The organism is Massilia niastensis DSM 21313, assembly GCF_000382345.1.
Lineage (GTDB): Bacteria > Pseudomonadota > Gammaproteobacteria > Burkholderiales > Burkholderiaceae_D > Telluria > Telluria niastensis.
Genome location: NZ_KB908117.1, coordinates 1 through 25,467, shown reverse-complemented (window position 1 = coordinate 25,467; position 25,467 = coordinate 1). Strand labels below are relative to the sequence as shown.

General features: G+C 66.4%; 22 protein-coding genes. 12 read left to right on the top strand and 10 right to left on the bottom strand.

Annotated elements, in window-relative coordinates; genetic code table 11:
* Positions 1-11 precede the first annotated feature (11 nt).
* The 3 genes from H162_RS31450 (at position 12) to H162_RS0121065 (ending at position 2,253) form a co-directional block, all read left to right on the top strand.
* Positions 12-629: a TorF family putative porin gene (locus H162_RS31450; protein ID WP_020655481.1), complete on the top strand. Its 618-nt coding sequence runs from the start codon at positions 12-14 to the stop codon at positions 627-629.
* A gap of 74 nt (positions 630-703) precedes the next feature.
* Positions 704-1,828 carry a TIGR03118 family protein gene (locus H162_RS0121070; protein ID WP_020655480.1) on the top strand — a complete coding sequence of 375 codons (1,125 nt, stop codon included), beginning with the start codon at positions 704-706 and terminating at the stop codon, positions 1,826-1,828.
* Positions 1,829-1,959: 131 nt separating this feature from the next.
* Positions 1,960-2,253: a hypothetical protein gene (locus H162_RS0121065; RefSeq protein ID WP_020655479.1), complete on the top strand. Its 294-nt coding sequence runs from the start codon at positions 1,960-1,962 to the stop codon at positions 2,251-2,253.
* A 22-nt stretch (positions 2,254-2,275) separates the two neighbouring features.
* On the opposite strand, the gene H162_RS0121060 is transcribed toward H162_RS0121065, so the two are convergent.
* The 5 genes from H162_RS0121060 to pstS form a co-directional block, all read right to left on the bottom strand.
* Positions 2,276-2,608, bottom strand: coding sequence for a hypothetical protein (locus H162_RS0121060; RefSeq protein WP_020655478.1), 333 nt, complete (start codon positions 2,606-2,608; stop codon positions 2,276-2,278).
* A 137-nt stretch (positions 2,609-2,745) separates the two neighbouring features.
* Complete coding sequence (locus H162_RS35005) at positions 2,746-8,178, bottom strand: DUF4347 domain-containing protein (RefSeq protein ID WP_084677081.1); 5,433 nt, start codon at positions 8,176-8,178, stop codon at positions 2,746-2,748.
* Positions 8,179-8,390: 212 nt separating this feature from the next.
* Positions 8,391-11,090, bottom strand: a complete 2,700-nt coding sequence (locus H162_RS0121050; RefSeq protein ID WP_020655476.1) for a bifunctional diguanylate cyclase/phosphodiesterase — start codon at positions 11,088-11,090, stop codon at positions 8,391-8,393.
* Positions 11,091-11,157: 67 nt separating this feature from the next.
* The gene (locus H162_RS0121045; protein WP_020655475.1) at positions 11,158-11,808 is read right to left on the bottom strand and encodes a winged helix-turn-helix transcriptional regulator; all 651 of its coding nucleotides are present in this window, start codon (positions 11,806-11,808) and stop codon (positions 11,158-11,160) included.
* A 56-nt stretch (positions 11,809-11,864) separates the two neighbouring features.
* Positions 11,865-12,893: a phosphate ABC transporter substrate-binding protein PstS gene (pstS, locus tag H162_RS0121040; RefSeq protein ID WP_020655474.1), complete on the bottom strand. Its 1,029-nt coding sequence runs from the start codon at positions 12,891-12,893 to the stop codon at positions 11,865-11,867.
* A gap of 173 nt (positions 12,894-13,066) precedes the next feature.
* Between pstS and H162_RS0121035 the strand changes: the two genes are divergently transcribed.
* The 5 genes from H162_RS0121035 to H162_RS0121015 all read left to right on the top strand — a co-directional run bounded on the left by H162_RS0121035 (position 13,067) and on the right by H162_RS0121015 (position 17,109).
* Positions 13,067-13,471, top strand: coding sequence for a hypothetical protein (locus tag H162_RS0121035; protein ID WP_156885728.1), 405 nt, complete (start codon positions 13,067-13,069; stop codon positions 13,469-13,471).
* Between the two features lie 31 nt (positions 13,472-13,502).
* The gene (gene ggt, locus H162_RS0121030; RefSeq protein WP_026354903.1) at positions 13,503-15,245 is read left to right on the top strand and encodes a gamma-glutamyltransferase; all 1,743 of its coding nucleotides are present in this window, start codon (positions 13,503-13,505) and stop codon (positions 15,243-15,245) included.
* Between the two features lie 222 nt (positions 15,246-15,467).
* The gene (locus tag H162_RS0121025) at positions 15,468-16,355 is read left to right on the top strand and encodes a bile acid:sodium symporter family protein (protein ID WP_020655471.1); all 888 of its coding nucleotides are present in this window, start codon (positions 15,468-15,470) and stop codon (positions 16,353-16,355) included.
* Between the two features lie 95 nt (positions 16,356-16,450).
* The gene (locus tag H162_RS0121020) at positions 16,451-16,891 is read left to right on the top strand and encodes a hypothetical protein (protein ID WP_020655470.1); all 441 of its coding nucleotides are present in this window, start codon (positions 16,451-16,453) and stop codon (positions 16,889-16,891) included.
* Positions 16,892-16,893: 2 nt separating this feature from the next.
* Positions 16,894-17,109 (top strand): helix-turn-helix transcriptional regulator, encoded by a 216-nt coding sequence (locus H162_RS0121015; RefSeq protein ID WP_040787838.1) that lies wholly within the window; start codon positions 16,894-16,896, stop codon positions 17,107-17,109.
* 87 nt (positions 17,110-17,196) lie between these two features.
* Here H162_RS0121015 and H162_RS0121010 read toward each other — a convergent pair whose 3' ends face one another.
* The 4 genes from H162_RS0121010 to H162_RS0120995 all read right to left on the bottom strand — a co-directional run bounded on the left by H162_RS0121010 (position 17,197) and on the right by H162_RS0120995 (position 20,337).
* On the bottom strand, positions 17,197-17,781 hold the full coding sequence (locus H162_RS0121010) for a TerD family protein (RefSeq protein WP_020655468.1): 585 nt from the start codon (positions 17,779-17,781) through the stop codon (positions 17,197-17,199).
* 15 nt (positions 17,782-17,796) lie between these two features.
* Positions 17,797-18,492, bottom strand: a complete 696-nt coding sequence (locus H162_RS0121005) for a TIGR00266 family protein (RefSeq protein ID WP_020655467.1) — start codon at positions 18,490-18,492, stop codon at positions 17,797-17,799.
* Positions 18,493-18,547: 55 nt separating this feature from the next.
* Complete coding sequence (locus tag H162_RS0121000; protein ID WP_020655466.1) at positions 18,548-19,123, bottom strand: TerD family protein; 576 nt, start codon at positions 19,121-19,123, stop codon at positions 18,548-18,550.
* 149 nt (positions 19,124-19,272) lie between these two features.
* A complete protein-coding gene (locus H162_RS0120995) occupies positions 19,273-20,337 on the bottom strand; it encodes a DUF475 domain-containing protein (protein WP_020655465.1) in 1,065 nt (354 codons plus the stop codon).
* Positions 20,338-20,444: 107 nt separating this feature from the next.
* On the opposite strand from H162_RS0120995, the gene nhaR reads away from it, so the two are divergent.
* The 4 genes from nhaR (at position 20,445) to H162_RS0120975 (ending at position 25,218) form a co-directional block, all read left to right on the top strand.
* Positions 20,445-21,353, top strand: a complete 909-nt coding sequence (nhaR, locus tag H162_RS0120990) for a transcriptional activator NhaR (RefSeq protein WP_020655464.1) — start codon at positions 20,445-20,447, stop codon at positions 21,351-21,353.
* 47 nt (positions 21,354-21,400) lie between these two features.
* Complete coding sequence (locus tag H162_RS0120985; protein ID WP_020655463.1) at positions 21,401-22,741, top strand: hemolysin family protein; 1,341 nt, start codon at positions 21,401-21,403, stop codon at positions 22,739-22,741.
* Between the two features lie 105 nt (positions 22,742-22,846).
* Entirely contained in the window at positions 22,847-23,650 is an 804-nt protein-coding gene (locus tag H162_RS0120980; RefSeq protein WP_026354901.1) for an alpha/beta fold hydrolase, read from the top strand.
* Positions 23,651-23,658: 8 nt separating this feature from the next.
* Positions 23,659-25,218, top strand: coding sequence for an ATP-binding protein (locus H162_RS0120975; protein WP_020655461.1), 1,560 nt, complete (start codon positions 23,659-23,661; stop codon positions 25,216-25,218).
* A gap of 22 nt (positions 25,219-25,240) precedes the next feature.
* Here H162_RS0120975 and H162_RS31445 read toward each other — a convergent pair.
* The coding region (locus tag H162_RS31445) for a transposase (RefSeq protein WP_040787835.1) at positions 25,241-25,467 on the bottom strand (227 nt) is incomplete at its 5' end.

Below are 25,467 nucleotides of genomic sequence, written 5' to 3'. Positions count from 1 at the left end.
CGGCGTCCTGCATGGCGCAGGCCCAGCCCGGCGCCAACCTGTCCCTGGTGTCCGAATATTCCGTGCGCGGCCTGTCCCTCAGCGAGGGACGCCCCTCGGCGCAGCTGCGCATCGACTACGACAGCCCCGCCGGCTGGTATGCGGGCGGCTTCGCGGCGCGGGTGTCGATGGCGTCCAGTCCGTCGCGGGCCCAGCTGATCGCCTATGCCGGCTACGCCCGCAGGCTGGCCTCGGGCCTGAGCTGGGACGCCGGCGTCAGCCGGACGGCATTCGTGCACGACTCCCGCTACGACTACCACGAGTTCCACGCCGGCCTGGCGTCCGTGCGCGCCAATGTCAGGGCTTACTTCTCGCCGGACTACTACGGCGCCGGCCGCAGCGCCTATCTGGAATGGAACGGCTTTCATCCGCTCGGCGAACGGCTGCGGCTGGTCGGCCATGCCGGCTACCTGCGCCGGCTTGGCGGCTACGGCGGCGGCCCGAGCGGGCGCGTCGACCTGCGCCTCGCGCTCGCCTTCGACGCCGGCGACGCCAGCTTCCAGCTGGCCTGGCTGGCGCGCCAGAGGGAAGCAGGCAGCGGCGCCCGGCGCGCGCGGGCGCTGGCGGCCAGCGTCAGCGTCGCCTTTTGAAGGCGCTCCGATTGAACCTTTCGGGCCCCGGGCGGAATTAACGTTCAGTCTTCCCCCACCTGACAGGAGCAATCATGCGCATCCATCAAAGAGCGGCCGCCTGGCTCAAGGCAGGCCTGATCGGTGTCGGTCTCGCCGTCGCAGTGGTTTCCTGCGGTGGCGACGACGACGATGACGACAAGATCGTCATGCCGCCCACCGTGAACAGCACCTTCGCCAGCACCACCCTGGTGACGGAGGCCGCCGGCGGCGCCCCGAACACCGATCCGAGGCTGGTCAACGCCTGGGGCATCGCCTTCAACCCGACCGGTTTCGTCTGGGTGTCGAACCAGGGCAGCTCGACCTCCACCCTGTACGACGGCAATGGCGTGCCGCAGACCCTGATCGTGGCGATACCCGCCGGGACCGGCGGCGCCGCCAGGCCGACCGGCATCGTCTTCAACGGCAGCCAGGACTTCCGGGTGGCCCAGAACGGCGTCACCGGCGCCAGCCCCTTCATCTTCGCCGGCGAAGGCGGCACCATCTCCGGCTGGTCGCCGGCGGTCAACCGCACCAATGCGGTGACGGCGGTCGACACCGGCGCCAACGGCGCGGTCTACAAGGGCCTGGCGATCGGCGCTTCCTCGGGCGCGAACTTCATCTATGCGACCGACTTCCGGCGCGGCGGGGTCGACGTGTATGACGCCACCTTCCAGCGCGTGACCTTGCCCGGCGGCGGCTTCGTCGATCCCGGCCTGCCGGCCAACTATGCGCCCTACGGGATACAGGCGGTGGGCGAGCGCGTGTACGTGAGCTATGCGCAGCGCGCCGCGAACGGCACCGACGTCGTGGCGGGCGCGGGCCTGGGCCTGATCAACGTGTTCTCGACCGGCGGCGCCTTCATCGGACGCCTGGTCGATCCCCGCAATGTCCTGAACGCCCCCTGGGGGATGACGATCGCGCCGGCCGATTTCGGCGATTTCAGCAACATGCTGCTGGTGGCCAACCGCGGCGACGGCAGGATCCATGCCTTCAGCCCGCACGACGGCAAGCTGGTCGGTGTCATCAGCAGGAGCGACCGCACGCCGATCGCGATCGACGGCCTGTACGGCATCGCCTTCGGCAATGGCGTCCAGGCCCAGCCGCGCAATGCCCTGTTCTTCACTGCAGGTCCGGGCAATGGCGCACGCGGCATGTACGGGAGGATCCAGTTGCAATGATGGCGGATACACCTCTCCAGCATGCGGACTCGGATCCTGCACCCCGCGGTATCAAGGAGCGGTACCGCGGCGCCCGGCGATTGATCGCAGCGGCTTCCGGTGGCTTGATCCGGGAATCACTGGAGACCTCGATGGATTACGAGCAGTTTGTCGAGACGTCGAAGAGCCTGGTCTTCGGCGCGATCAATGGAGTCGGGCTGCTGGCGGCGATCCCGATCCTGGGCGCCTGCATGCTCGCCTTCGGCGATCCGGAATCGGAAGGCCTGAGCACCCTCATGCTGGTCACCCACCTGGCCTACCCGGTGCTGTCGGCGCTGGCGCTGACTTCGCACGAGAACCGCTATCTCGGCGCCGTCGGGCTGTCCCTGCTGATGTCGTACTGGATGGCGGCGAGCGCCGCCTGCGGCGTCTCGATCTACTGCTGACGACCGGGTGCGCAGCGGTCGTCTACGGCAGCAGGCCGACGGCGACCACGCCTTCGGTCAGTGAAATGCTGAGCGCATGGATATCCCGGCATGAGCGCACGTTCCCCGCCGTGCCGGGAATCCGCATGGTCCGGCCGTCGACGCTGATCACGCCGCCCTGGTTGTCGGCGCTGCAGATCCGGTAGGTGCGGGCGATCGTTCCATAGTAGATGGGCTCGGCCTTGTTCACCAGGTAGCATCCGGCCCTGCAGTTCTCGATTGCATAGGGAGAATTGAGCTCGATGTGCTGCGCCATGGCGGAAGACATGCCCGCCAGGAGGCAGAGACCTGCCAGGAAACAGGAAATGCGCTTCATTGGACCCTCTCCAGTATCGACTCGACAAGCCTGACTGACAATCATAGGGTTTCAGGGGATGCTTTGCCACAAAAATAACAAGATTGTTGCCTGGCTGGCGATGCGCCCCCGGGAAACAGGGGCGCACGCCTGCCTGGTCAGATCACCGTGAAATCGGCGTTGGTGATGGCCAGGTTCACGCCGATGAGCGCGAACTTGACCGCGGCGCCGGCGCCGGCGCCGTCGGCGTCGTAGTACAGGTAGCCGGTTTCCTTTTCGTACAGGATGTAGTCGTCGGCATCGAGCGCCGCCGAGCCGACCTTGAAGTTGGCCGCCGCCAGCGTGCCGGTCGCCGTCAGCATCTTGAACACGGCGTTTTCCAGCCTGATCGTGTCTTCCAGGGCGAAGTCGGTGATCGTGTCGAGGTTGGCGGTGTTGCTCAGGGTCGAACTGAAGGTGAACAGGTCGGCTCCCGCACCGCCGGTCAGCACGTCGTTGCCGCTTCCGCCGTTCAGGCTATCGTTGCCGGCATTGCCGTTCAGCGTGTTGGCGCCGGAATTTCCGGACAGGATATCGTTGTACTTCGAGCCCATCACGTTCTCGACATTCTTCACCGTATCGGCGCCCGACAGGCCCGAGGCCGTCGACAGCGCTCCCGCCGTGCCGAGGACCAGGTTCACGCCGGCCGTGCCCGAGGTCGCGGTGGCGGTGGCGTACTCGAACGACACCGTGTCGATGCCCGCGCCGCCGTCGATGGCGTTGAGGCCGGCGCCGGCGGAGATCACGTTGTTCAGCGTGTTACCGGTGCCGTTGATATCGCCCGCCTGCAGTCGCAGGTTCTCGACATACGCGCCCAGGATGTAGCTGATCGTGGTCGCCACCAGGTCGATGCCGCCCGCCGACAGCGCACTGGTTTCGGTGACGACGTCGCCGGCGTTGTCGACATAATAGGTATCGCTGCCGTCGCCGCCGATCATGGTGTCGGCGCCGCCCGCCCCGTTGAGCGAGTCGTTGCCGCCCAGGCCCTCGAGCCGGTTGGCCAGCGAATTACCCATCAGGCTGTCGCTGTTGGCGATCGAGCCGCGTACCCATTCGATGTTCGACAGCTTGTCGGTGCCGCCCTGGCCGTCGGTGGCCACGCCGGTGGTCAGGTTGACGCTGACCGCACCGCCCGCATGGCGGTAGTCGACCTGGTCGATGCCGCCCATGCCATTGATGGTGTCATTGCCGCGCTTCCCTTCGAAGGACTCGAGCGTGGCGATGTTGCTGCCGGTCAGGGTGTCGTCGAAGGACGAGCCGCGCACGGCTTCGATGTTGCGCAGCACGTCGGCGCCGCCGAAGCCGTCCGAGGCGCTGCCATCCACCGTGCCGCCCAGCACCACGCTGACCGCCGCGGCCGAGGTGGTGTAGTCGGCGCGGTCGAAGCCTGCGCCGCCATCGATGAAGTCGTCGCCCGCCTCGCCGCTGAAGAACTCCAGGCCTTCACCCGGGCTGCTGCCATTGTCCGGATTGCCGCCAGTCAGCGTATCGTTGAAGCTCGATCCGCGCACCCCTTCGATGTCGACCAGGCGGTCCGTGCCGCCCATGCCGTCGCTCGCCATACCGGTGCGCAGATTGACATTGACTGCCGCGAACGAGCTCGAGTAACCCGCCTGGTCGTCGCCGCCGCGGCCGTCGATCAGGTCATCGCCCTCGCCGCCGTCGAACAGCTCGGTCAGGTCGGTATTCGAGCCGCGCAGGGTGTCGTTGAAGCTGGAGCCGTAGACCTGGGTGATGTTGGCCAGGGTATCGTTGCCGGCGCCCCCCGTGGCGGTGCCGGACGCCAGGTCGACGACTACGGCGGCCTCGGCGGAGCTGTAGAGGAGCCGGTTGCCGTTGGTATCGTTGTAACGGTCGGTGACTGCGCCGCCGTTGATGACGTCGTCGCCCTTGCCGCCGACAAAGGTCTCCAGTACCGCCCGGCTGCTGCCGGTCAGCGCGTCGTCGAAATCGGAGCCAAGCACGCGATTGATGTTGCTCAGGGTATCGATGCCGCCGAACCCATCATACGCTTTGCCGGTCGCGAGGTTGACCATGACCCCGGAAAGCGACGAGTAATAGTTGACGGTGTTGCTGTCGAAGTAATGGATCAGGTCGGTAATGGCGCCGCCATCGATCGTGTCGTTGCCGGCCCCGCCGTAGAAGAAGTCGCGGCCGGCGCCACCCTGCAGCTTGTCGTTGCCGTTGCCGCCAGTGAGCGAGTCGTCGCCGTCTCCGCCGATGAGCGTGTCGTCGCCTTCATCGCCATTCAGGCTGTTGTGACCGGCATTGCCGGTAATGGTGTCGGCATGGCGCGAACCCGTTACGTTTTCGATGCCGACGATCTTGTCGGCATGTCCCCAGTTGTCGGTGGCGGTACCGGTGGCCAGGTTGACCGTCACGCCGCGGCCAGTTGGAACGGTCGTGCCGAAGTCGTTGATATAGTTGACCCGGTCGTAGCCGTTGCCGCCGTCGATGGTGTCGGCCCCTGCCCCGCCGGTGAGCCCATCGTCGCCATCGCCGCCCTGCAGGTTATCGTTGCCGTTGCCGCCGTCGAGCCAGTCATTGCCGGCGCCGGCGGCGATCGTGTCGTTGCCGTCATCGCCGGACAGGCCGTTGTCCAGGGTGCTTCCGGTGATGCTGTCCGCCAGGAGCGATCCATGGACATCCTCGATACCGCTGAGCTTGTCGGCGTTGCCCCAGTTGTCGGTCGCGGCGCCGGTGGCCAGGTTGACCGTCACCCCGACGCCGGTGACAGGAAGCGCGCCATAGTCGTTACGATAGTGAACCCGGTCGCGGCCGTCGCCGCCGTTGATGGTATCGGCGCCCGCTCCTCCGGTCAGCCCGTCGTCGCCGGCGCCGCCCTGCAGGCTGTCGCTGCCGTCCTCCCCGTCGAGCCAGTCATTGCCGTCGCCTGCGGCGATCGTATCGTTGCCGGCCCGGCCCCACAGGTTGTTGTCGGCGGCGCTGCCGGTGATGGTGTCGGCGAAGCGCGAACCGGCCACGTCCTCGATGCCCGTGAGCGTATCGGTGTTGCCGAAATTGTCGGTGGCGGCGCCGGTCGCCAGGTTGACCTTCACGCCGAGACCGGTATTGGTGCCATCGTCGCGATAGTCGCTCCAGTAATCGGCCGAGTCCCGGCCGTCGCCGCCGTCGAGCGCGTCGTTGCCGGCGCCGCCGCTCATCCGGTCGGTGCCCACGCCGCCCTGCAGCTTGTCGTTGCCGGATCCGCCATCGAGCCAGTCGTCGCCATTGCCGGCGACAATCGTGTCGGTGCCTGCGTGCCCATACAGGTTGTTGTTCGCCGCGTCGCCGGTGATGGTGTCGCCGAAGCGCGAGCCTGTCACGTCCTCGATGCCGGCCAGCGTATCGGTGTTGCCCCAGTTGTCGGTGGCGATGCCCGTGGCCAGGTTGACGGTCACGCCGACGCCCGTGACCGGAATTTGCCCGTAGTCGTTCATGTAGGTGGCGCTGTCCTGGCCGTCGCCGCCGACGAGCCTGTCGTTGCCCGCGCTTCCCGAGAAGCTGTCCCGGCCGGCGTCGCCCTGCAGGGTGTCGGCGCCGTCGCCGCCATCGAGCCAGTCGTCGCCGGCGCCGGCGAAGATGGTGTCGTTGCCCGCGTTGCCAATCAGGTTGTTGTTGCCGGTACTGCCGGTGAGGCTGTCGGCCAGGCGCGAGCCCGTCACGTTCTCGATACCGATCAGGGTGTCGGCGTTGCCCCAGTTGTCGATGGCCGTGCCGGCCGCGAGGTTGACCGTCACGCCCAGGCCACTCAGCGGAACCGTCGTGTCGTAGTCGCTTCCGTAGTGGGCGTAGTCGTTGCCGTCACCGCCATCGATCCTGTCGGCACCGGCGCTGCCGGTGAACGAATCGTCGCCCAGGCCGCCCTGGAGATTGTCGTTCCCCCCCTCGCCATTCAGGCTGTTGCTGCCGGCATTGCCGGTGAGGCTGTCGGCCAGGCGCGAGCCCGACACGTTTTCGATACCGATCAGCTGGTCGGTATTGCCCCAGTTGTCGGTGGCCGTGCCGGTCGCCAGGTTGACCGTCACGCCCAGGCCGCTCAGCGGAACCGTCGTGTCGTAGTCGTTTCCGTAGTTGGCGGAGTCATAGGCGCCCTCGCCGCCATCGATCGTGTCGGCGCCCGCGCCCCCGGAGAGTCCGTCGTTGCCCAGGCCGCCCTGCAGATTGTCGTTGCCGGCGCCGCCATCGAGCCAGTCATTGCCGTCGGCGCCGATCAGCGTGTCGTTGCCTTGATGGCCATTCAGGCTGTTGTCCGCGGCGTTGCCGGTGATGGTGTCGTTGAACCGCGACCCCGAGACATCCTCGATGTCGACAAGAGTATCGGTATCTCCCCAGTTGTCGGTGGCCACGCCGGTGACGAGGTTGACCGTGACGCCCACCCCGGTAATGGCCTTCCCGGTACCGTGGTTGTACTCGTCCTGGTAAGTGGCGGCATCACGGCCCGCGCCGCCGTTGATCTTGTCGTTGCCGCTGCCACCGATGACGTGATCGTTGCCGGCGCCGCCGGTGACGGTGTCATCGCCGTTACGCGCGAAGACGTAACCGCCGAGGTCGGACAGCTGGATGATATCCGCGCCCAGTCCGGTGTGGAGGTTGCGGATGCCGCCCAGGGTGTCGCTGCCGATGTCGATACCGGAGGCGGTGCCGGTCTTCAGGTTGACATTGATGATGTTGGCGCCGCCCTCGTACATGACAACGTCGTCGCCGCCGTTGCCCTGGACGGCATCGTTCCCCTTGCCGGGGCGGAACCAGTTCCTGCCTGCCGAACCGGTCAGGTTGTCCGCGAAGTTCGACCCGGTAATGTGCTCGATGCCGACCAGGGTGTCGGTGTTGCCCCAGCCGTCGGTTGCCGTGCCCGCCGCCAGGTTGACCGTGACGCCTTTCGAACCGTTCGAGTAGTCGACGGTGTCGCCATATGCGCCGTCGCTGCCGCCGTTCAGGGTGTCGTCCCCGGCGCTGCTGACCAGGGTGTCGTCCCCGGCCCCGCCCGATACCGTGTCCGCACCGGCGGTTCCCTCGAGCCGGTCGTTGCCGTCGGTACCGGAGACGATCGCCAGCGTGCCCGCATAACCCTTGGCTGCCAGGCTGGCGGCCTCAACCGCCCCCACCCGGGCTTCCAGTTCCCAGTCGCCGCCCAGCGCCGCCGCGCCGGTCAGGCCGGTCGAGGCCGCGACATCGGCCCCGGTGTACTGCGACAGCTGCTGCAGGAAGCGGTCGCCGGCCACGCCCTGCCCGACATCGCAGCCGTACAGCAGGATGTCGCCGGATTCCGACAGGCTGAGGCCGATCTGCGCCAGCGTTGCCGCGTACTGCGCCAGGTTGTCGGCGCTGACACTGGCACTGCCCAGGCTGAGCTGCCCGATGGCGCCGTGCGACACGATGTGGATGGCGCCCAGGCCGCGTTCCGTGGCCAGGGCCGCCGCGATCTGCATGAGTCCATCCTGCCGGCTGTCCAGCACGACGACACGGACCGTGTCACCCGCTTGCCCGACAATCGATTCCCAACCGGCGACCGACGGGTCAACAAACATCACTTCACGGGTGCCACGCATGCAAGTCTCCTTGGAATAAATGTAACTAAAATTATAGTCGAACAAGTTTCCCAGGAAAAACAGTTTCAAGCAATTAGTAACAAATTGGCGAAAAAAAAATCCCTGTATTTACAGGGACTTATTCTCTTCCGAACCGTACCTGCCTGGACAAATCCCGGCAGAGTTTGCTTGCACAACAGAAATACCTGATACTGCATCATGTTGCAATTTAACTACTCGACGCATGCAGGCGTGACCGGTTCCGTGGCGAGGTCCAGCAGGAAGCGGCGCTTCATCATCTGCGCCATGTCCGGCGCCGGCACCGGGCGCGCGATGTAGTAGCCCTGCACCTCGTTGCAGTCGAGGCCGCGCAGGATGGCCAGCTGCTCTTCCGTCTCCACGCCTTCGGCGACCACCGACATGCCCAGCGCATGCGCCATCGACACGATGGCCTGGAAGAACACCTTGCCCTCCTTCGAGTTGGCCAGCTCGGTGGTGAAGGCGCGATCGACTTTCAGTACGTCCATCTTGAGGCGCTGCAGCTGCGACAGCGAGGAGTAGCCGGTGCCGAAGTCGTCCACGTGCAGCTTGACGCCGAGCGCACGCAGCGCCGCCAGTTCGGCCAGGATGTCGTCCTGGTCGCCCATCATCGCCGACTCGGTGATCTCGACCTCGATCAGGCTGGCCGGCACCGCGTGGCGCGCCAGCGCCGCACTCAGCTGGCGCTGCACGCCGCCGCGCAGGAACTGCTTGGGCGAGACATTGATCGACACCGGCACCAGGGCCACGCCGGCCGCGCGCCAGGCGGCCAGCTGGGCGCAGGCCTTGTCGATGACGATCTCGCCGATCCGCACGATCAATCCCGTGCTTTCCGCCAGCGGAATGAATTCTCCCGGCGACACCAGGCCCAGCTGCGGATGCTGCCAGCGCAGCAGCGCTTCCATGCTCAGCAGCTCGCCGCTGCGCGCATCGACCCGCGGCTGGTAGAACAGCATGAACTGGTCGGCCCCGATCGCTTCCAGCATGTGCTGCTTGAGGCGGGTGCGCGAGTTCAGGCTGGACGACAGCGAGGGGTCGAAGAAGCGGTACTGGCCCTTGCCCTCGTTCTTGCCGGCGTACATCGCGATATCGCTGTGGCGCACCAGGGTCTCGGCATCCAGGCCGTCGCGCGGGAACATGCTGATGCCGATCGAGGCGCCCACCGCATGCAGTTCGTCGCCGATCAGGAAAGGCACGCCGAAGGCTTCGACGATGCGCGCCGCCACCGAGGCCGCCTGGCGCTCGCCGTCGCAGGGATGCAGCAGCACCAGGAATTCGTCGCCGCCGAAGCGCGCCACCTGGTCGGTCGGGCGCAGCAGCGACAGCAGGCGCTGGGCCGCCGACTTGAGCAGCACGTCGCCGGTGGCGTGGCCGTGCGAATCGTTCACGTGCTTGAATTCGTCGAGGTCGATGAACAGCAGGGCCAGTCCCGTTTCGCTTGCGGTGGCAGCGGCCAGCACGCGCGGCATCTGCTCGAGGAAGGCATGGCGCGTGGCCAGTCCGGTCAGGACATCCTCGTTGGCCAGGCGCTCCAGCTGCGATTCGTGGGCCTTGCGCTCGCTGATGTCCTGCAGGGTCACCGCCAGGCCGTTCCCGACCCGCACCAGGCGACGCCGGCCCCAGCTGATGTTCAGGCGGTTATCGCTCGGCATCATGCGGTCGTCCTCGTAGAAGCCGGTTTCCATCGCCTTGCTGTAGGTGGACAGCAGTTCTTCGCCGAACAGCCCGCTGTCGATCCGCGACAGGCTGGCTCCGACCAGTTCGCTGCGCGTCATGCCGTAGAAGAAGGCGCCGCGCTCGTTGCAGTCGACGATGCGGAAATCCTCGATCTCGCCATCGCGGCCGCGCACCGCCGCCGCCATGTAGAAGCCGTCGTTGCCGCTCTCGGTGGCGGTGCGGTAGGCGCGCCGCACCTCGTCCTGTTCGCGCTCGCGCAGCACCGCGCGGCGCGCCAGCATGGCGCCGACGAAGCCCAGCAGCGCCAGGAAGACGGTGGCCATGATGGCGCGGTCGCGGCTGTCGATCCAGTAGGTATGCGCCGCGTCCAGGCTGTTCCTGCGCGACAGGCCGACCAGCGCCACCAGCGGATAGACGGGCGAATGGCGCCAGCCCAGCACCCGTTCCTGGCCGTCGGCGAAGCCATCGCTTCCCCCCGTCACGCGCACGCCGCGCTCGCTGGCCCACATGGCGCTGCGGCGCGGCAGGGCGACCCCGTCCACGAAGGAGGCGCCGTCGCTGCGCTGCGCGATGCGCAGCCGCCCTTCGCTGCTCGCCAGCGTCACCACGCCGCCCGCGCCCAGGGTGGCCGGGCTGACGAAGGACGTGAAGTAGCGGGCGTCGACCGCCATCAGCACGATGCCGTCGAACTCGTCGTCGTCGGTGTCGAGGCGGCGCGTGAACAGCACCACTTCGTTGGCGGCGCCGAACTGCGCCGGCGCGGCGCCGACCCGCAGCGCGGTCGAGATATGGTTGCGGTGCTGGGCGAAATACTGGCCGGCCGACAGGTCGGCGCCCACCAGCCCGGGCCTGGTGGCCGAGCGTACCGTGCCGCTGCTGTCGAGCACGGCGACCACGTGGAAGGCGCTGTCGGTGAACATGCCGTCGCGCCGCAGTTCGTCCAGCAGGCCCGGGTCGCGCGAATGCTCCCAGCTGAACTTGAGCTGCATCGTGATCTGGTCCATCTGCCCGACCGACCGGGTGATGTACTGCTCGTAGGCTTCGGCGTAGGCGCCGGCGTCCTTGCGCACCTGCCCTTCCGCGCGCGCATGCTCGGCATTGGCGCGCAGGACGGTGGCGATCCACAGCGCGGCGCAGGCCAGCAGCGCCAGCAGCGGCCAGACGACGACGAGGAAACGGTGGGTGAGAAAGGGTGCGTGGCCGGGGTGTTTGCTCATGGAGCGGCTTGTTTCATTAATGCAAGACGCCGCAAGTCTAATGAGCAAAGATGTCAGCCTCGTGACATCAATTGGCCGCCAACATGTAACCGGCGCCGCGCACCGTCTTGATCAAGGACTTGGCGCGTCCCAGCGCCTTGCGCAGGCGCAGCACGTGGACATCCACGGTGCGCTGGTCGAGGGTGTCGTGCGCTTCCCACAGCTGTTCCAGCAGCTGGGCGCGCGAGAACACCTGGCCCGGATGGCACAGCAGGAAACGCAGCAGCCGGTATTCGGCATGGCGCACCTCGACCTTGTGATTGCCGACCCGCACGCTGCAGCTGAGCGGATCGAGCACCAGCCGCCCTGAGCGCAGCAGGCGCGCATCGATCGCCTCGGCGGGAAGCGGCTGGGGGATGAATTCGGTGGCCGGCGCGGGAAGCGCCGCCAGCTGCGCACGCTCGCCGTCGGCGCACTCGGCCGCCAGCAGGATCACGGGACACTCCCGCAGGCGGCGCTCGCCGCGCAGGCGCGCCAGCAGGCGCATGCCGCTGCCGTGGCGCAGCATCGATTCCTGCAGCAACAGTTCCGGGCGTTCGCGCCCGATGAAATCCCAGGCCTGCGCCAGGCTCGGCACGCTATGCCAGACCCACTCGTCCTCGTGCAGCGAGAACTTGAGTAGTTCGGCAATCGCGGGCTTGTCGTCGACTACCAGGACGATCGTATTGGCCGTTGTCATGGATGCCCAAAGAAAATCCGGCAGCCGAGCTGCCGGATGGTTCGCCATGCAGGCGATTAGAAGATTGCCTTGCCCGAACCGTCCTTCAGGTTCGCTTTCCAGGCATCCTGCACCAGCTTGACGACGTTGGCCGGCATCGGAACGTAGTCCAGCTCGGCTGCTGCCGGGGCGCCGTTCTTGTAGGCCCAGTCGAAGAACTTCACGACTTCCTTGCCCTTGGCGGCGTCAGCCTGGGTCTTGTGCATCAGGATGTAGGACACGCCGGTGATCGGCCAGCTCTGCTTGCCGGCCGGATCGGTCAGCACCACGCCGAAGCCCGGGGCCTTGGTCCACTCGGCATTCGCGGCGGCGGCCTTGAAGTTCTCGTCGTCCGGCTGCAGGAACATGCCATCCTTGTTCTTCAGCTGGGTGTGCGACAGCTTGTTCTTCTTGGCGTAGGCCCACTCGACGTAGCCGATCGCGCCCTTGATACGCTGCACGTTGGCGGCCACGCCTTCGTTGCCCTTGCCGCCCACGCCCACCGCCCACTTCACGGTGGTGCCGGCGCCGACCTTGCCCTTCCAGTCGGCGCTGGTCTTCGACAGGTAGTCGGTGAACAGGAAGGAGGTGCCCGAGCTGTCGGCGCGGTGCACCACGGTGATGTCGGCGTCCGGCAGCTTCACGCCCGGGTTCAGGGCTGCGATCTCGGCAGCGTTCCACTTGGTGATCTTGCCCAGGTAGATGTCGGCCAGCACCGGACCGGTCAGCTTCAGCTGGCCCGGGTTGACGCCATCGACGTTGACCACGGCGACCACGCCGCCCATGATTGCCGGGAATTGCATCAGGCCATCGCTCTCCAGATCCTCAGGCTTGAGCGGCATGTCGGATGCGCCGAAGTCGACCGTCCTGGCCTTGATCTGCTTGATGCCGGCGCCCGAGCCGACCGACTGGTAGTTCAGGCCATTGCCGGTGGCTGCCTTGTACGACTCGGCCCACTTGGCGTAGATCGGGTACGGGAAGGTAGCGCCCGCGCCGGTCATGTCAGCGGCGAACGAGGTCGTCATCACGAGCGCGGCGGCTGCGCCGGCGAGGATCTTCTTGAACATTGGCTTGAATTCCTATTCCTGGTTGTTGGAGTTTTCTCAGCTACTTTTTGACTACATGGAAAAGAATAGCTGTCGAATATGACCGGTTTATGACGCCGGCACACGCTGCGGCGCGACCACGCGATTGCGACTTTGCTATGATGTCCATTCCCGACCAGATTGGACGACACAGCATGCGCTCCCTGTTCCGTGTTCTCTCCACCGTCCTGGCCCTGGGCGCCCTGGGCGCCTGCGCCACCACCGATGACCGCCTGCCCGAGGCGCGCTTCAACCTCACCGAGCGCCAGGGCGTGATGCTGGCGCCGCGCCTGAGCGTCACCTACGACGGCGCCGAGGACAGCCGCTGCCCCGACAATGCACGCTGCATCTGGGCCGGCCAGGTCGCCTACCGCTTCACGATCCGCATCGGCAGCGTGGCCCAGGCGTTCTACCTGGTGCCGGGCCAGCCCGGCTACACCAACCCGGCGCTGCGCGGCTCGCGTATCGAGCTCGACCGCTCGCTGGTGGCGCCGCCGCGCGGCATGGCCGAAGTCCGTCCAGCGTCCTACCCGGTGACCTTCAACATGTACTCGATGTGAGCGTTCGCGCTTGCATCGCGGAGTGCTTCCCATGAGAGAACTCGCGCTCGCGTGCGGGCTGGTGCTGTCCATCGTCCTGCAGGCGCCGGCGGCGGCGAAGACGCCGCTGGCCACCGGCACCGGCGGCGCGGTCGCCACCATCAGCGAGCAGGCCTCGCACGCGGCCCTCGCCATCCTGAACAAGGGCGGCAACGCGATCGACGCGGCGGTCGCGGCGGCCGCCACCCTGGGCGTGACCGATCCCTTCAGCTGCGGCATCGGCGGCGGCGGCTTCATGCTCATCTACCTGGCGAAAGACAAGCGCGTCATCACCATCGACCACCGCGAGACGGCGCCGGCCAGCGCCACGCCCGCCGTGTTCCAGTCGGACGGCAAGCCGGTCGACTACGACACCGCGATCGCCAGCGGCGCGGCGGTCGGCGTGCCGGGCACGGTGCGCGGCTGGCACGAAGCCCTCACCCGCTACGGCAGCATGGACTTCCGCCAGGTGCTGGCGCCGGCCATCGACGTGGCTACGCGCGGCTTCACCGTCACCGACAACTTCCACCACCTGACGGCCGGGAACGAAAAGAAATTCCAGCTGTTCGCGCCGACCAGCGCGCTCTACCTGCGCAACGGCAAGGCCCTGCCGGCCGGCACCCTGGTGCGCAATCCCGGCATGGCCAAGGCCTACCGCGAGATCGCGGCCGGCGGCGTGAAAGCCTTCTACGAGGGCCCGATCGCGCGCGCCATCGTCGACACCGTGAACCGGCCGCCGGTGGCCGCCGGCGTCAGGGTAGCCCCCGGCCGGATGACGCTCGCCGACCTGGCCAACTACGAAGCGCGCATCCGCCGCCCGCTGCATTCGACCTACCGCGGCTACGACATCTACGGCATGCCGCTGCCCAGCAGCGGCGGCGCCACGGTCGCGCATGCGCTCAACATCCTGGAGGGCTACGACCTGAAGGCGATGCCGCGCGCCCAGGCCGAGCACCTGTACATCGAGGCCAGCCGCCTCGCCTTCGCCGACCGCAATGCCTACCTCGCCGATCCCGAATACGTCGACGCGCCGCTGGCCGGCCTGCTGTCGAAGGAATTCGCCGCGCAGCGCCGCAAGCTGGTCAAGCAGCGCGCCGCTTCGTCCGTGGCGGCGGCGGGCGATCCCTATATCTACCAGGACCCGAGCGTGCCCCTGCGCCCGCACGTGCACCGCCTGCATCCCGAGAGCGCGCACACGACCCACCTGGCGGTGTCGGACAAGGACGGCAACGTGGTCGCCTACACCTTCACCATCGAATCCTGGGGCGGCAGCGGCATCGTGGTGCCGGGCTATGGCTTCCTGCTGAATAACGAGCTGACCGATTTCGACTTCAGCGGGCCGCACCCGAACGTGCCGGAAGCCGGCAAGCGCCCGCGCTCGAGCATGGCGCCGACCATCGCGCTGAAGGACGGCAAGCCGGCCTTCAGCATCGGCAGTCCGGGCGGTTCGACCATCATCACCACGGTGCTGCAGACCATCGTCAACTACGTCGACTTCGGCATGAGCATGGACCAGGCCCTGGACGCGCCGCGCATCAGCGAGCGCAATGGCGCGGCCACCGCGATCGAGCCGGGCTTCCCCGGCAGCCCCCAGGCGCGTGCGCTGGAAGGCTTTGGCCACCGCTGGGAGGCCGCGCCCGAGGAGATCGGCGCGGCCAATGCGCTGGTGTTCAACCCGGACGGCACCGTGACGGCCGTCAGCGAAGGCAAGCGCCACGGCGTCGGCTCGGCGCTGGTGCAGAAGCGCGGGCACTGAGCGGCTCTGGAAGCAGGCCAGCGTTCGTTTGCACGCCAGTCCCGCAGCGTCGACACGTCGTCACCGCCACTGGCGGCAGGGACTTCGCGCGCCGGCCCCTAGAGGCCTTGCTCCAGTTCAGCCGCGGTTTTTGCGGCGCCGCTTGCACTACACTGTCCCCGCGGCGGGGCCGCGCATTCCGCTGTCTCGCCCTCACAATAAAACACAACAAGGAGACACCCAATGAGCAACTTCATCACCCTGCTGCCCACCCTGTTGATCGGCGCCCTGGCCCTGATCATGTTCGGGCTGGGGCTGTCACTCACCCTGGCCGACTTCCGGCGCCTGCTCGGCCAGCCGAAGGCGGTCGTGCTGGCCCTCGTGCTGCAGGCCCTGGTCCTGCCCGCGATCTGCTACGGCCTGGTGCTCGCCTTCGACGTGGCCCCGGTCTTCGCGGTCGGCCTGATGCTGCTGGCGGCCTCGCCGGGCGGCGTCTCGGCCAACCTGTTCAGCCATCTGTTCGGCGGCAACGTGGCGATGAACATCTCGCTCACCGCGATCAACACCCTGCTCTCGATCGTCAGCCTGCCCCTGATCGCCAACATCGCGATCGACGCCTTCTCGAACAGCGGCCAGGTGGTGCCGATGCAGACCGGTAAGGTGATCGAAGTGATCGGCATCGTGCTGGTGCCGGTGGCGATCGGCATGCTCGTGAAAAGCCGCGCACCCGGCTTCGCCGCGCGCACCGACAAGCCGATGAAGATCTTCTCGATGGTCGTGCTGGCGGCGCTGGCCCTGATCGCGATCGCCAAGGAGTGGACCGCGCTGACCAGCTCGTTCGCCTCGATCGGCCTGGCCGTGATCGCCTTCAACGCCTTCAGCCTGGGCCTGGGCTACTCCGTGCCGCGCATGCTGGGCCTCGACAAGCCGAACGCCATCGCGATCGGCTACGAGATCGGCATCCACAACTCGACCCTGGCGATCTTCGTCGCGGTGTCGGTGCTGGGCGACTTCCAGCTGATGGTGCCGGCGGCGATCTACTCGATCAGCATGTACGTGCTGGCCACCGCCTTCGGCCTGCTGGTGCTGGGCAGGCGCAAGGCCGTGGCGGCGGAGCCGACTGCGGCCTGAGCGCTGGAGAACTGCATCCGCCACATGTAACTGATGGGTTTCTTTTTGGGTGATATGTGTTACATTATCGATCATCACTCTTCAGGAAACCCATCATGCCCGCCATCTCCCACCTCGCTCAGGAAAAGCTGCTTCGCCTCTCCCGCCGTCAACTGTGGCTGAGCCTTGGGATCATCGTCGTATTGGGGCTTGGCGCCCTGCTGGCCCTCGCTTCGTCTCGGCCGGAAACGGTGGGCCTGTCGAAGAGTCTGTTCACGCTGCTGCCCGTTTTCATCGTGATCGCCGTCGTCTCGCTACGCAGCAGCGGAAACCCGGCCAGTGCCGACATGCAGGCAATCGTCAACGACGAGTTGCGCCAGGCGAGCCTGCACCGTGCCTGGCGCAACGGCTTCGTCGGCATGCTGGCGGCGCAAGCCCTGCTGCCGCCGCTGCTGGCATGGGCCGAGCCTGCCTATCCGCTTGCGGTGATGGCCGTCACGACTATACTGGCTGGTACGGCGGTGTTTTTTGCCAGCCTGCTGTACCACGACCGCTAAACATGCCCGAGCAGTTGAAAACCACGATGAAGGTGCAGCGCGCCAGGCTCGACCTGACCCAGGCCGAGCTTGCAGAACGCGCGGGCATCACGCGCAAGTCCATCAACGCCATCGAGACCGGCAACATGGTGCCGTCGACGATCCTCGCCCTGAAGCTGTCGAGGGCGCTGGACGTGACTGTCGAAGAACTGTTCACCCTCGTCGACGCCGCGGAGTGAGCGGCGCGCACCGTATCCGCGGACGTAAAAAAACCGGGGCCGAAGCCCCGGTAAGTCGGCGGAGACACTTACTACAGATTCGAGCGCTTACACGTGCGGCGTGATCTGCGGCATCAGGTCGTCGAAGGTACGGCCGATGCCGTTTTCGCCGATCGCATGCATCTTCCACTCGCCGCTGTGGCGGTACAGCTTGGCCATGATCTGCGCCGAGTGCGAACCCTGCACCGACAGGTTGAAGCGCGCGACTTCCTGGCCGTTGCCGCTGTTGATCAGGCGGCAGTAGGCGTTGTCGACCTGCGAGAAGTTCTGGCCCGTGAAGCAGTTCACGGTGAACACCAGCGCCTTGATGTTGGCCGGCACGTTGTTGAGCTCGACCGTGATCTGCTCGTCGTCGCCGTCGCCCGCGCCGGTGCGGTTGTCGCCGCTGTGGCTGACGCTGCCGTCACGGCTCTTGAGCTGGCGGAACCAGACCACGTCCACCGGACGGTTCGATTCGTCGAACATCACCACGGAGGCGTCCAGGTCGACGGTTTCGGACTTGCCGCCGCCGAAGCCGAAGAAGCCCTTCGACTTGACCGCGTCCCAGCCCAGGCCCATCGTCACACGGCTCAGGGAAGCACCGGCTTCCTTGTCCAGCGAGATCTTCTGGCCTTTTTGCAGATTAACTGACATAAATGATTCCTCCTTTTAGCGCGCCGGAGCCTGCATCCAGGCCTTGAATGCATTCCGGTTGCGCGAACACACATAAACCTTCCCTTTGCCCGAGAAGCGCAATACCATGCCCTCGCCGCTGGTCTGGCTGTTGATCAGGTTACCCAGGAAGCCGCCGCTGGTGCCGGTCGTGATCGAGATCTCGTAGCGCAGCGTGCTGTCCCAGCACACCACGTGGGCGTTGTCGATGATCGCATCCTTGCCCGGCTCGACGTCGAGCACCGACATCGAACCGAAACCCGACACCACCACCTGGCCGCTGCCCGAGGTCTCGGTAACGAAGAAGCCGCCGCTCTGCGCGAACAGGGCGTTGCCCACGCTCTGGGTGCGCACGCGCAGGTCGACGCCCGAACTGGCCGCGACGAAGGCGCCGTCGCTGATGATGTAGTTGTTCGGGCCGACATCGACGATCTGCATCGCGCCCGGCAGGGTCGGCGACAGCAGGCAGTCGCCGGCGCCGCGGGTCGCCTCGATGTGCTGCTGGAAGAACGACTCGCCGTTGGCGAAGGTGCGCATCAGGGCGCTGCCCAGGCCGCCCTTCATCTTGCCCTTCAGGTCGAGCGTCGATTCCATCATCACCATCGCATCCGATTCGCAATAGATGGTTTCGCCCTGGCGCATCGAGACGTGCAGGAAGGGATCGACATCCCCGGTCACGGTAAATACTGGCATGGTGGACTTCCTTTCGCATGGCGGCCCGCCCTCGGCAGGCCGCCTCCTTGTTGTGTTAAACGTTGACGCCGTAGTTCTTGGCGAGTGGTCCGAGGCCGCCGTTGAAGCCCTGGCCGATCGCGCGGAACTTCCAGTCCGCGCCATTGCGGTACACCTCGCCGAAGATCATCGCCGCTTCGGTCGAGCTGTCTTCCGACAGGTCGTAGCGGGCGATCTCGGAATTATTCGCGGCATTGACGCAGCGGATGAAGGCCTTGCCGACCATGCCGAAGTTCTGGCGGCGGGTTTCCGCGTCGTGGATGGTCACGCCCAGCACCACCTTGTCGACATCGGCCGGCACCCTGCTCAGGTCGATCGACACGGTTTCGTCGTCGCCTTCGCCCTGGCCGGTGCGGTTGTCGCCCGAGTGCTCCACCGAGCCATCGGCCGACTTCAGGTTATTGTAGAAGATGAAATCACTGTCCGAGCGAACCTTGCCGGACGTATTCAGCAAAAACACGGCGCCGTCGAGGTCGAAGGCGGCGCCATCGGTAGCGCGCGTATCCCAGCCGAGGCCGACCTTGAGCTGGGTCAGGCCAGGTGCTTCTTTCGACAGGTTGACGTTGCCGCCTTTTTGCAGACTGATTGCCATGATGTGGATCTCCTAAAAAGTAAAACTTCTCTTGAACACCGGGTGATACACGCAGCGAGCTGGTGTTCTGCCGCTCGCCGCGGGTCCTGCGGCGGTGGGCTGCCGTACCGGCCGCGCCACCGCATGTCCTGCCTTGTTACTTGTTACCGTTACGCCAGCTGTTTCTCGCCGGCGGCTTCCAGCGCTTCCTGCTGCTTCTTGTAGCGGATCGAGCTCCACAGCGAAGCCGCGATGAAGGCCACACCGGTCAGGCCGGTCACCAGCTCAGGCACGTGCCACTTCATACTCGCCAGCATGATCACGGCCAGGATACCGATCGCATAGTGCGCGCCGTGCTCCAGGTAGACGAACTCGTCCAGGGTGCCCTTCTTGACCAGGAACACGGTCATCGAACGCACGAACATCGCACCGATCGCCAGGCCCAGCATGATGATCACGACGTCGCTGGTGATCGCGAAGGCGCCGATCACGCCGTCGAAGCTGAACGATGCATCCAGCACTTCCAGGTACAGGAAGCCGCCGATACCGCCGCGCTTGACCATGTCACCGACATCGCCGCCCTCTGCTTCGCTCTTTTCCAGAATGCTGCTGAGCATGTCGACGCCGACGTAGACCAGGATGCCCCACAGGCCGGCGACCAGGACCACCATCTTCTGCGCTTCCTCGACATAGGTCATGCTGAACATCAAGGCCGCGATCGCGATCATCACCGAGATCGAGGACACCTTGCCGAGCGAGGCCAGCTTGCCCTCGAAGTTGCCGAGCCAGTGGGTTTCCTTCTCGTCATCCAGCAGGAAGTTCAGGAACACCAGCAGCAGGAACATGCCGCCGAATGCCGCGACTTCAGCATGGTGCTCGGTCAGGTGGCCGGAGAACGACTTCGGATCGGTCAGCGCCAGGTTCCACACGTCCATGATGCCCAGGTCGGCGGCCACCGCCACGATCACCAGCGGGAACACCAGGCGCATGCCGAACACGGCGATGATCATGCCCAGGCCCAGGAACAGCTTCAGCCAGAATTCATTCCAGCCCTTGAGGACCGAGGCGTTGACTACGGCATTGTCGAACGACAGCGAGACTTCCATGATGGACAGGATGGCCGCAACGCCCAGCGCGGTGATCGCACCGGCGACGCCGCCATGGTCGTAACCCCACCATGCGGCGAGCGTCAAGCAGATGACGCTTACGATGAATGACCCTGTGAAATGCTTCATATTGTGTTTCCCCCTCGGTTAAAAATTTGACAGCCCTGAGTGTAGGGCTGGGCACGATATTGAAAAAGCGAAGATAATCGAACAATTACTTCTAAAAAACGGAAGACATGAACCATAGTCCCCCGAATTTCCGCCATCTGTATTACTTCTGGGTGGTCGCCAAGGAAGGCAGCATCACGCGCGCGGCCGAACGCCTGCACCTCGCGGTCCAGACCGTCAGTACCCAGCTGACCCTGCTCGAGCAGGCCTTCGGCAAGGCCTTGTTCACCCAGCAGGGACGGCGCCTGATCCTGACCGAGGCCGGACGCATGGCCTTGTCCTATGCCGACCAGATCTTCCTGCTCGGCGAGCAGATGCAGGAAGCCCTGAACGAATCCGACAGCGGGCGCATCCGCCTGACCGTCGGGATTTCGGACTCGCTGCCCAAGCTCACCGCCTACCGCCTGCTGGAGATTACCACTCAGCTAGACAAACGGATACGCCTTGTATGTTATGAAGACCAGTTTGAGGCACTTCTGGGGGACCTGGCGCTCCATAAACTCGACGTCGTGCTGACCGACCGCGCGGTGCGCTCCGGCACCACCCTGCGGGTGTTCAGCCACCTGCTGTCGGAAAGCGGGATGATCGTCGCCGGCGCGCCGGCGCTGGCGAAAGCCTACTCACCGGGTTTCCCCGCTTCATTGAGCGGCGCGCCCTTCCTGCTTCCGACGCGCAATAATGCCTTGCGGGGAAGGATCGACGAATGGTTCGAGCGCCATGCCGTGCGGCCGGACGTGGTCGGCGAGTTCGAGGACAACGCCCTGCTGAATACCTTCGGGCGGCGCGGCCTCGGCCTGTTCTTCGCGCCGGCCTCGATGGAGGCCGACGTCAGGGAGCAGCTCGGCGCGGAAATTGCCGGACAGGTGCTGGAGGTGCGCGAGCACTTCTACGCCATCTCGAACGAGCGCAAGATCAAGCACCCGGCAGTGGAGGCGATCCTGTCGGCCGTGCACAAGGGCGTTCTGTCCGGCGGATGAGCGGTACAATGGTCCTGGCTTTTGCCTTTTGTTAACTTTACGCGTTTATGGAAAACCTTTTATTCGTCATTCTCGCCATCTTCCTGGTGGCGCTGAATGGCTTCTTCGTGGCGGCCGAGTTCAGTATCGTCACGTTGCGCAAGACCCGTGTCCGCGCCATCGCCAAGGCGGCAGGGATGCGCGGACGCATCCTGGCCACGGTGCACGGCCAGCTCGACGCCTACCTGTCGGCCTGCCAGCTGGGCATCACCCTGGCCTCGCTGGGCCTGGGCTGGGTCGGCGAACCGGCCTTCGCCAGCCTGCTCGAACCCGTCTTCGCCCTGGCCGGCGTCACTTCCCAGGAAGTGATCCACGGCGTGTCCTTCGTGGTGGCGTTCTCGGTGATCTCCTTCCTGCACATCGTGGTGGGCGAACTGGCGCCGAAATCGCTCGCGATCCGCGTGCCGGAATCCGTGGCACTGTGGTGCGCGCTGCCGCTGTACGGCTTCTACTGGGCGATGTATCCGGCGATCTGGGTGCTCAACGCCAGCGCCAACATGGTGCTGCGCCTGGCCGGCCTGGCCGGCGCCGGCGGCCACGAGGTCCATTACTCGCTGGAGGAGCTGAAGATGATCCTGCGCACCAGCCAGCCGGGCGAGAAGTTCACCCATGACGAGCGCAACATCCTGGCGCAGTCGCTCGACTTCAGCCAGCTCGCGGTGTCCGACCTGATGCGCCCGATCAACGAAGTGAGCGCGCTGTACGCCAGCCGCAGCCTGGAACAGAACCTGGAGACGGTGCGCCGCAACCGTTTCTCGCGCTATCCCTTCTTCGACGTCGACGGCGAGGAAGTGCTGGGCGTGATCCACCTGAAGGACCTGTACTTCGCCCTGCAGGCGGGACGGGCCGTCACCGACCTGACCCAGTTCCTGCGCCCGGTCGAGACCATCTCGGCGCGCACCCCGGCCCAGGACATCTTCCGGCGCTTCCGCAGCGGCGCGCCGCACTTCGCCCTGATCGGCGAGAAGGGCAAGCGCCCGGTCGGCTTCATCACCCTGGACAACCTGCTGGGCGCGATGGTCGGCGAGATCCGCGACGAATTCCGCCTGAACGAGAACGACTGGCTGAAGCAGGCCGACGGCACCTATATCGGCAAGGCCAGCCTGCCGATCTTCTCGCTCGAGCGCCTGCTGGGCATCGATATCGACAACGAGGAAATGGGCCTGGACGACGTCGAATCGGTCGGCGGCCTGCTGATGGCCAAGCTGGGCGACATCCCGAAACAGGGGCAGCGCATCGAGTTCCCGCAGTTCGACGTGGTGGTCAAGAAGATGAACGGGCCGCGCATCCTGCTGGTGAAGGTGATCCCGCGGCTCAGGCGTGGCGACGAAAACGACGATCTCGACTGAACCGGAAGACGGCCGCGCACGATAAGCTCCCACGCGCCCTGCATTGCCGGAATTTCATGATATTCTGGATTTGTTGCCATTTCGAAGCTCTTTCCAGGAACGTTCATGTCCGTTCAGATTCGAAATAACGTCCACATCTCCGGCGCCGGTCCGGTCACCATGGTGTTTGCGCATGGCTTCGGCTGCGACCAGACCATGTGGCGTTATCTCACGCCCGCCTTCGCGGAGCGGTTCCGCATCGTCACCTTCGACCTGGTGGGCAGCGGCGGCTCCGACCTGGCGGCCTACGACCGCGAGCGCTACGCCAGCCTGCACGGCCATGCCGCCGACCTGCTCGAGATCCTCGACGAATGCGCCGCCGGCCCGGTGGTGTTCGTCGGCCATTCGGTCGGCGCCATGATCGGGCTGCTGGCCACGATCGAGGCGCCGCAGCGCTTCATGGCCCAGGTGATGGTCGGCCCCTCCCCCTGCTTCATCGACGACGGCGACTACCGCGGGGGCTTCAGCCGCGCCGACATCGACGAACTGCTCGAGACCATGGAGGCGAACTACCTGGGCTGGTCGAGCAGCCTGGCGCCGGCCATCATGGGCGCGCCCGGCAGCCCCCACCTGCGCGACGAGCTGACCAGCCGCTTCTGCCGCAACGATCCCGACATCGCCAAGCACTTCGCACGCGTCACCTTCCTGTCCGACCATCGCCAGGACGTGCCGCGCTCGCAGGTGCCGGCGCTGATCCTGCAGTGCAGCGACGACCTGATCGCCCCGCTGCAGGTCGGCGACTGGCTGCACCGGCACCTGCCGGTCAGCACCCTGACGGTGATCGAGAACGTCGGTCACTGCCCGCACATGAGCGCGCCGACGGAGAGCTCGCGCGCCATCGACGCTTTCCTGGCGCAGGCGCTGCGCTGAGTCCACAGGTGGAAGCGCTGCCCGACAGCGACGCCCTGTTCGAGGGCGCGCCCTGCGCCCTCCTGCTGACCGACGCCAGCGGCCTGATCCTGCGCGCCAACGCCACCGCCTGCCACTGGTTCGGCCACGAGGAAGCCGCGCTGGCCGGCAAGCGCCGCATGGCCGAGCTGCTGCCGGTCGGCGCGCGCCTGTTCTTCCACACCCACTGCCTGCCGCTGCTGCAGGTGCAGGGCTCGGTGGCCGAGATCCAGGTCGACCTGCGCAACCTGGACGGCGAGCGCCTGCCGGTGCTGGTCAACATCGTGCGCCGCCAGCAGGGGGACGCCAGCTTCGACCAGTGGGCGCTGTTCAAGGTCGCGGACCGGCGCGCCTACGAGCGCGAGCTGCTGTCCGCGCGCAAGACGGCCGAGGCGGCGCTGGAGGCGCGCCGCGCGGCCGACATCCAGCTGCAGGCGCTGAACGCCCAGCTGTCGATGGCGGACCGGCGCAAGGACGAGTTCCTGGCCACCCTGTCGCACGAGCTGCGCAATCCGCTGGCGCCGATGCGCAGCGCGCTCGACGTGCTGAAGCTGACCTCGGAGAACGGCCTGGATGGGCGCCTGCTGCTGGCGGTGGACCGCCAGCTGCGCCACCTGACGCGCCTGGTGGACGACCTGATGGAAATCTCGCGCATCACCCAGGGCCGCATGCAGCTGCGCCGCGCACCGGTCGAACTGGGCGCGGTGGTGCGCGGCGCCGCCCAGGACATGGCGGCCACCATGGAGGCCGCGCATCACACGCTGCGGCTGTCGCTCACCCAGGCGCCGGTGGTCGTCGACGGCGACGCCACGCGGCTGTCGCAGGTGGTCCTGAACCTGCTGGCGAACGCGGCCAAGTACACGCCGGACGGCGGGCTGGTCGAGCTCAAGCTGGCCCGCGAGGCCGGACAGGCCGCGATCACGGTGCGCGACAGCGGGATCGGCATTCCGCCCGAGGCGCTGGGAACCGTGTTCGACATGTTCTCGCAGCTGGAGCCGGCGCTGGAGCGCTCGCGCGGCGGACTGGGGATCGGGCTGGCGCTGGTGCGCAGCATCGTGGAGCTCCACGGCGGCGGCATCCGCGCCGACAGCGCCGGGCCGGGGCAAGGCAGCACGTTCACGGTGCTGCTGCCGCTGGCACTGGACGACGCCCGCGTGGACGAGGCCCCGGCGGACCAACGCCGCCTGGCGCCGGCGCGCATCCTGGTGGTGGACGACAACGCCGATGCGGCCGACATGCTGGCCATGGCGCTGGAGCTGTTCGGCTGCGAGGCGCGGGTGGCGCACACGGCGGCGGCGGCGCTGGAAACGGCCGCCAGCTTCGGGCCGGAGGTGGCGCTGCTCGATATCGGGCTGCCGGACATGACCGGCTACGACCTGGCGCGGCGCCTGCGCGGGACGCCCGGGGGACAGGGCATGACCCTGATCGCGGCGACCGGCTGGGGCCAGGACCGCGACCGCCAGCAGGCGTTCGAGGCGGGGTTCGATCATCACCTGACCAAGCCGATCGATGTGGAGCGGCTGCGGGAGCTGCTGGCCGGAGAACCGTAGATACCGTCTTCACCGTCAAGCCCTACATCGCAAATTCTGGGTCGTAGGGCTTGCCGGAGTGGACAACGCCGAAGCACAGGTGCGCCAGTTTGCGCATTGCTGCACCGATAGCCGCCATCTTGGACTTGCCTTTGGCAAGCAGCCGGTCGTTCAGGGCTTTGATGTGTGGGTTGCAGCGCCTGGCCACAACAGCAGGCATGTACAGAAGCTTGCGCAGATGCGCCGGGCCCGCCTTGGACATGCGAGGAC

Excerpts from the sequence above, each read along its gene's own strand:
- H162_RS31450 (WP_020655481.1), top strand. The coding sequence starts at position 12 with ATGGCGCAGGCCCAGCCCGGCGCCAACCTGTCCCTGGTGTCCGAATAT.
- H162_RS0121070 (WP_020655480.1), top strand. The coding sequence starts at position 704 with ATGCGCATCCATCAAAGAGCGGCCGCCTGGCTCAAGGCAGGCCTGATC.
- H162_RS0121065 (WP_020655479.1), top strand. The coding sequence starts at position 1,960 with ATGGATTACGAGCAGTTTGTCGAGACGTCGAAGAGCCTGGTCTTCGGC.
- H162_RS0121060 (WP_020655478.1), bottom strand. The coding sequence starts at position 2,608 with ATGAAGCGCATTTCCTGTTTCCTGGCAGGTCTCTGCCTCCTGGCGGGC.
- H162_RS35005 (WP_084677081.1), bottom strand. The coding sequence starts at position 8,178 with ATGCGTGGCACCCGTGAAGTGATGTTTGTTGACCCGTCGGTCGCCGGT.
- H162_RS0121050 (WP_020655476.1), bottom strand. The coding sequence starts at position 11,090 with ATGAGCAAACACCCCGGCCACGCACCCTTTCTCACCCACCGTTTCCTC.
- H162_RS0121045 (WP_020655475.1), bottom strand. The coding sequence starts at position 11,808 with ATGACAACGGCCAATACGATCGTCCTGGTAGTCGACGACAAGCCCGCG.
- pstS (WP_020655474.1), bottom strand. The coding sequence starts at position 12,893 with ATGTTCAAGAAGATCCTCGCCGGCGCAGCCGCCGCGCTCGTGATGACG.
- H162_RS0121035 (WP_156885728.1), top strand. The coding sequence starts at position 13,067 with ATGCGCTCCCTGTTCCGTGTTCTCTCCACCGTCCTGGCCCTGGGCGCC.
- ggt (WP_026354903.1), top strand. The coding sequence starts at position 13,503 with ATGAGAGAACTCGCGCTCGCGTGCGGGCTGGTGCTGTCCATCGTCCTG.
- H162_RS0121025 (WP_020655471.1), top strand. The coding sequence starts at position 15,468 with ATGAGCAACTTCATCACCCTGCTGCCCACCCTGTTGATCGGCGCCCTG.
- H162_RS0121020 (WP_020655470.1), top strand. The coding sequence starts at position 16,451 with ATGCCCGCCATCTCCCACCTCGCTCAGGAAAAGCTGCTTCGCCTCTCC.
- H162_RS0121015 (WP_040787838.1), top strand. The coding sequence starts at position 16,894 with ATGCCCGAGCAGTTGAAAACCACGATGAAGGTGCAGCGCGCCAGGCTC.
- H162_RS0121010 (WP_020655468.1), bottom strand. The coding sequence starts at position 17,781 with ATGTCAGTTAATCTGCAAAAAGGCCAGAAGATCTCGCTGGACAAGGAA.
- H162_RS0121005 (WP_020655467.1), bottom strand. The coding sequence starts at position 18,492 with ATGCCAGTATTTACCGTGACCGGGGATGTCGATCCCTTCCTGCACGTC.
- H162_RS0121000 (WP_020655466.1), bottom strand. The coding sequence starts at position 19,123 with ATGGCAATCAGTCTGCAAAAAGGCGGCAACGTCAACCTGTCGAAAGAA.
- H162_RS0120995 (WP_020655465.1), bottom strand. The coding sequence starts at position 20,337 with ATGAAGCATTTCACAGGGTCATTCATCGTAAGCGTCATCTGCTTGACG.
- nhaR (WP_020655464.1), top strand. The coding sequence starts at position 20,445 with ATGAACCATAGTCCCCCGAATTTCCGCCATCTGTATTACTTCTGGGTG.
- H162_RS0120985 (WP_020655463.1), top strand. The coding sequence starts at position 21,401 with ATGGAAAACCTTTTATTCGTCATTCTCGCCATCTTCCTGGTGGCGCTG.
- H162_RS0120980 (WP_026354901.1), top strand. The coding sequence starts at position 22,847 with ATGTCCGTTCAGATTCGAAATAACGTCCACATCTCCGGCGCCGGTCCG.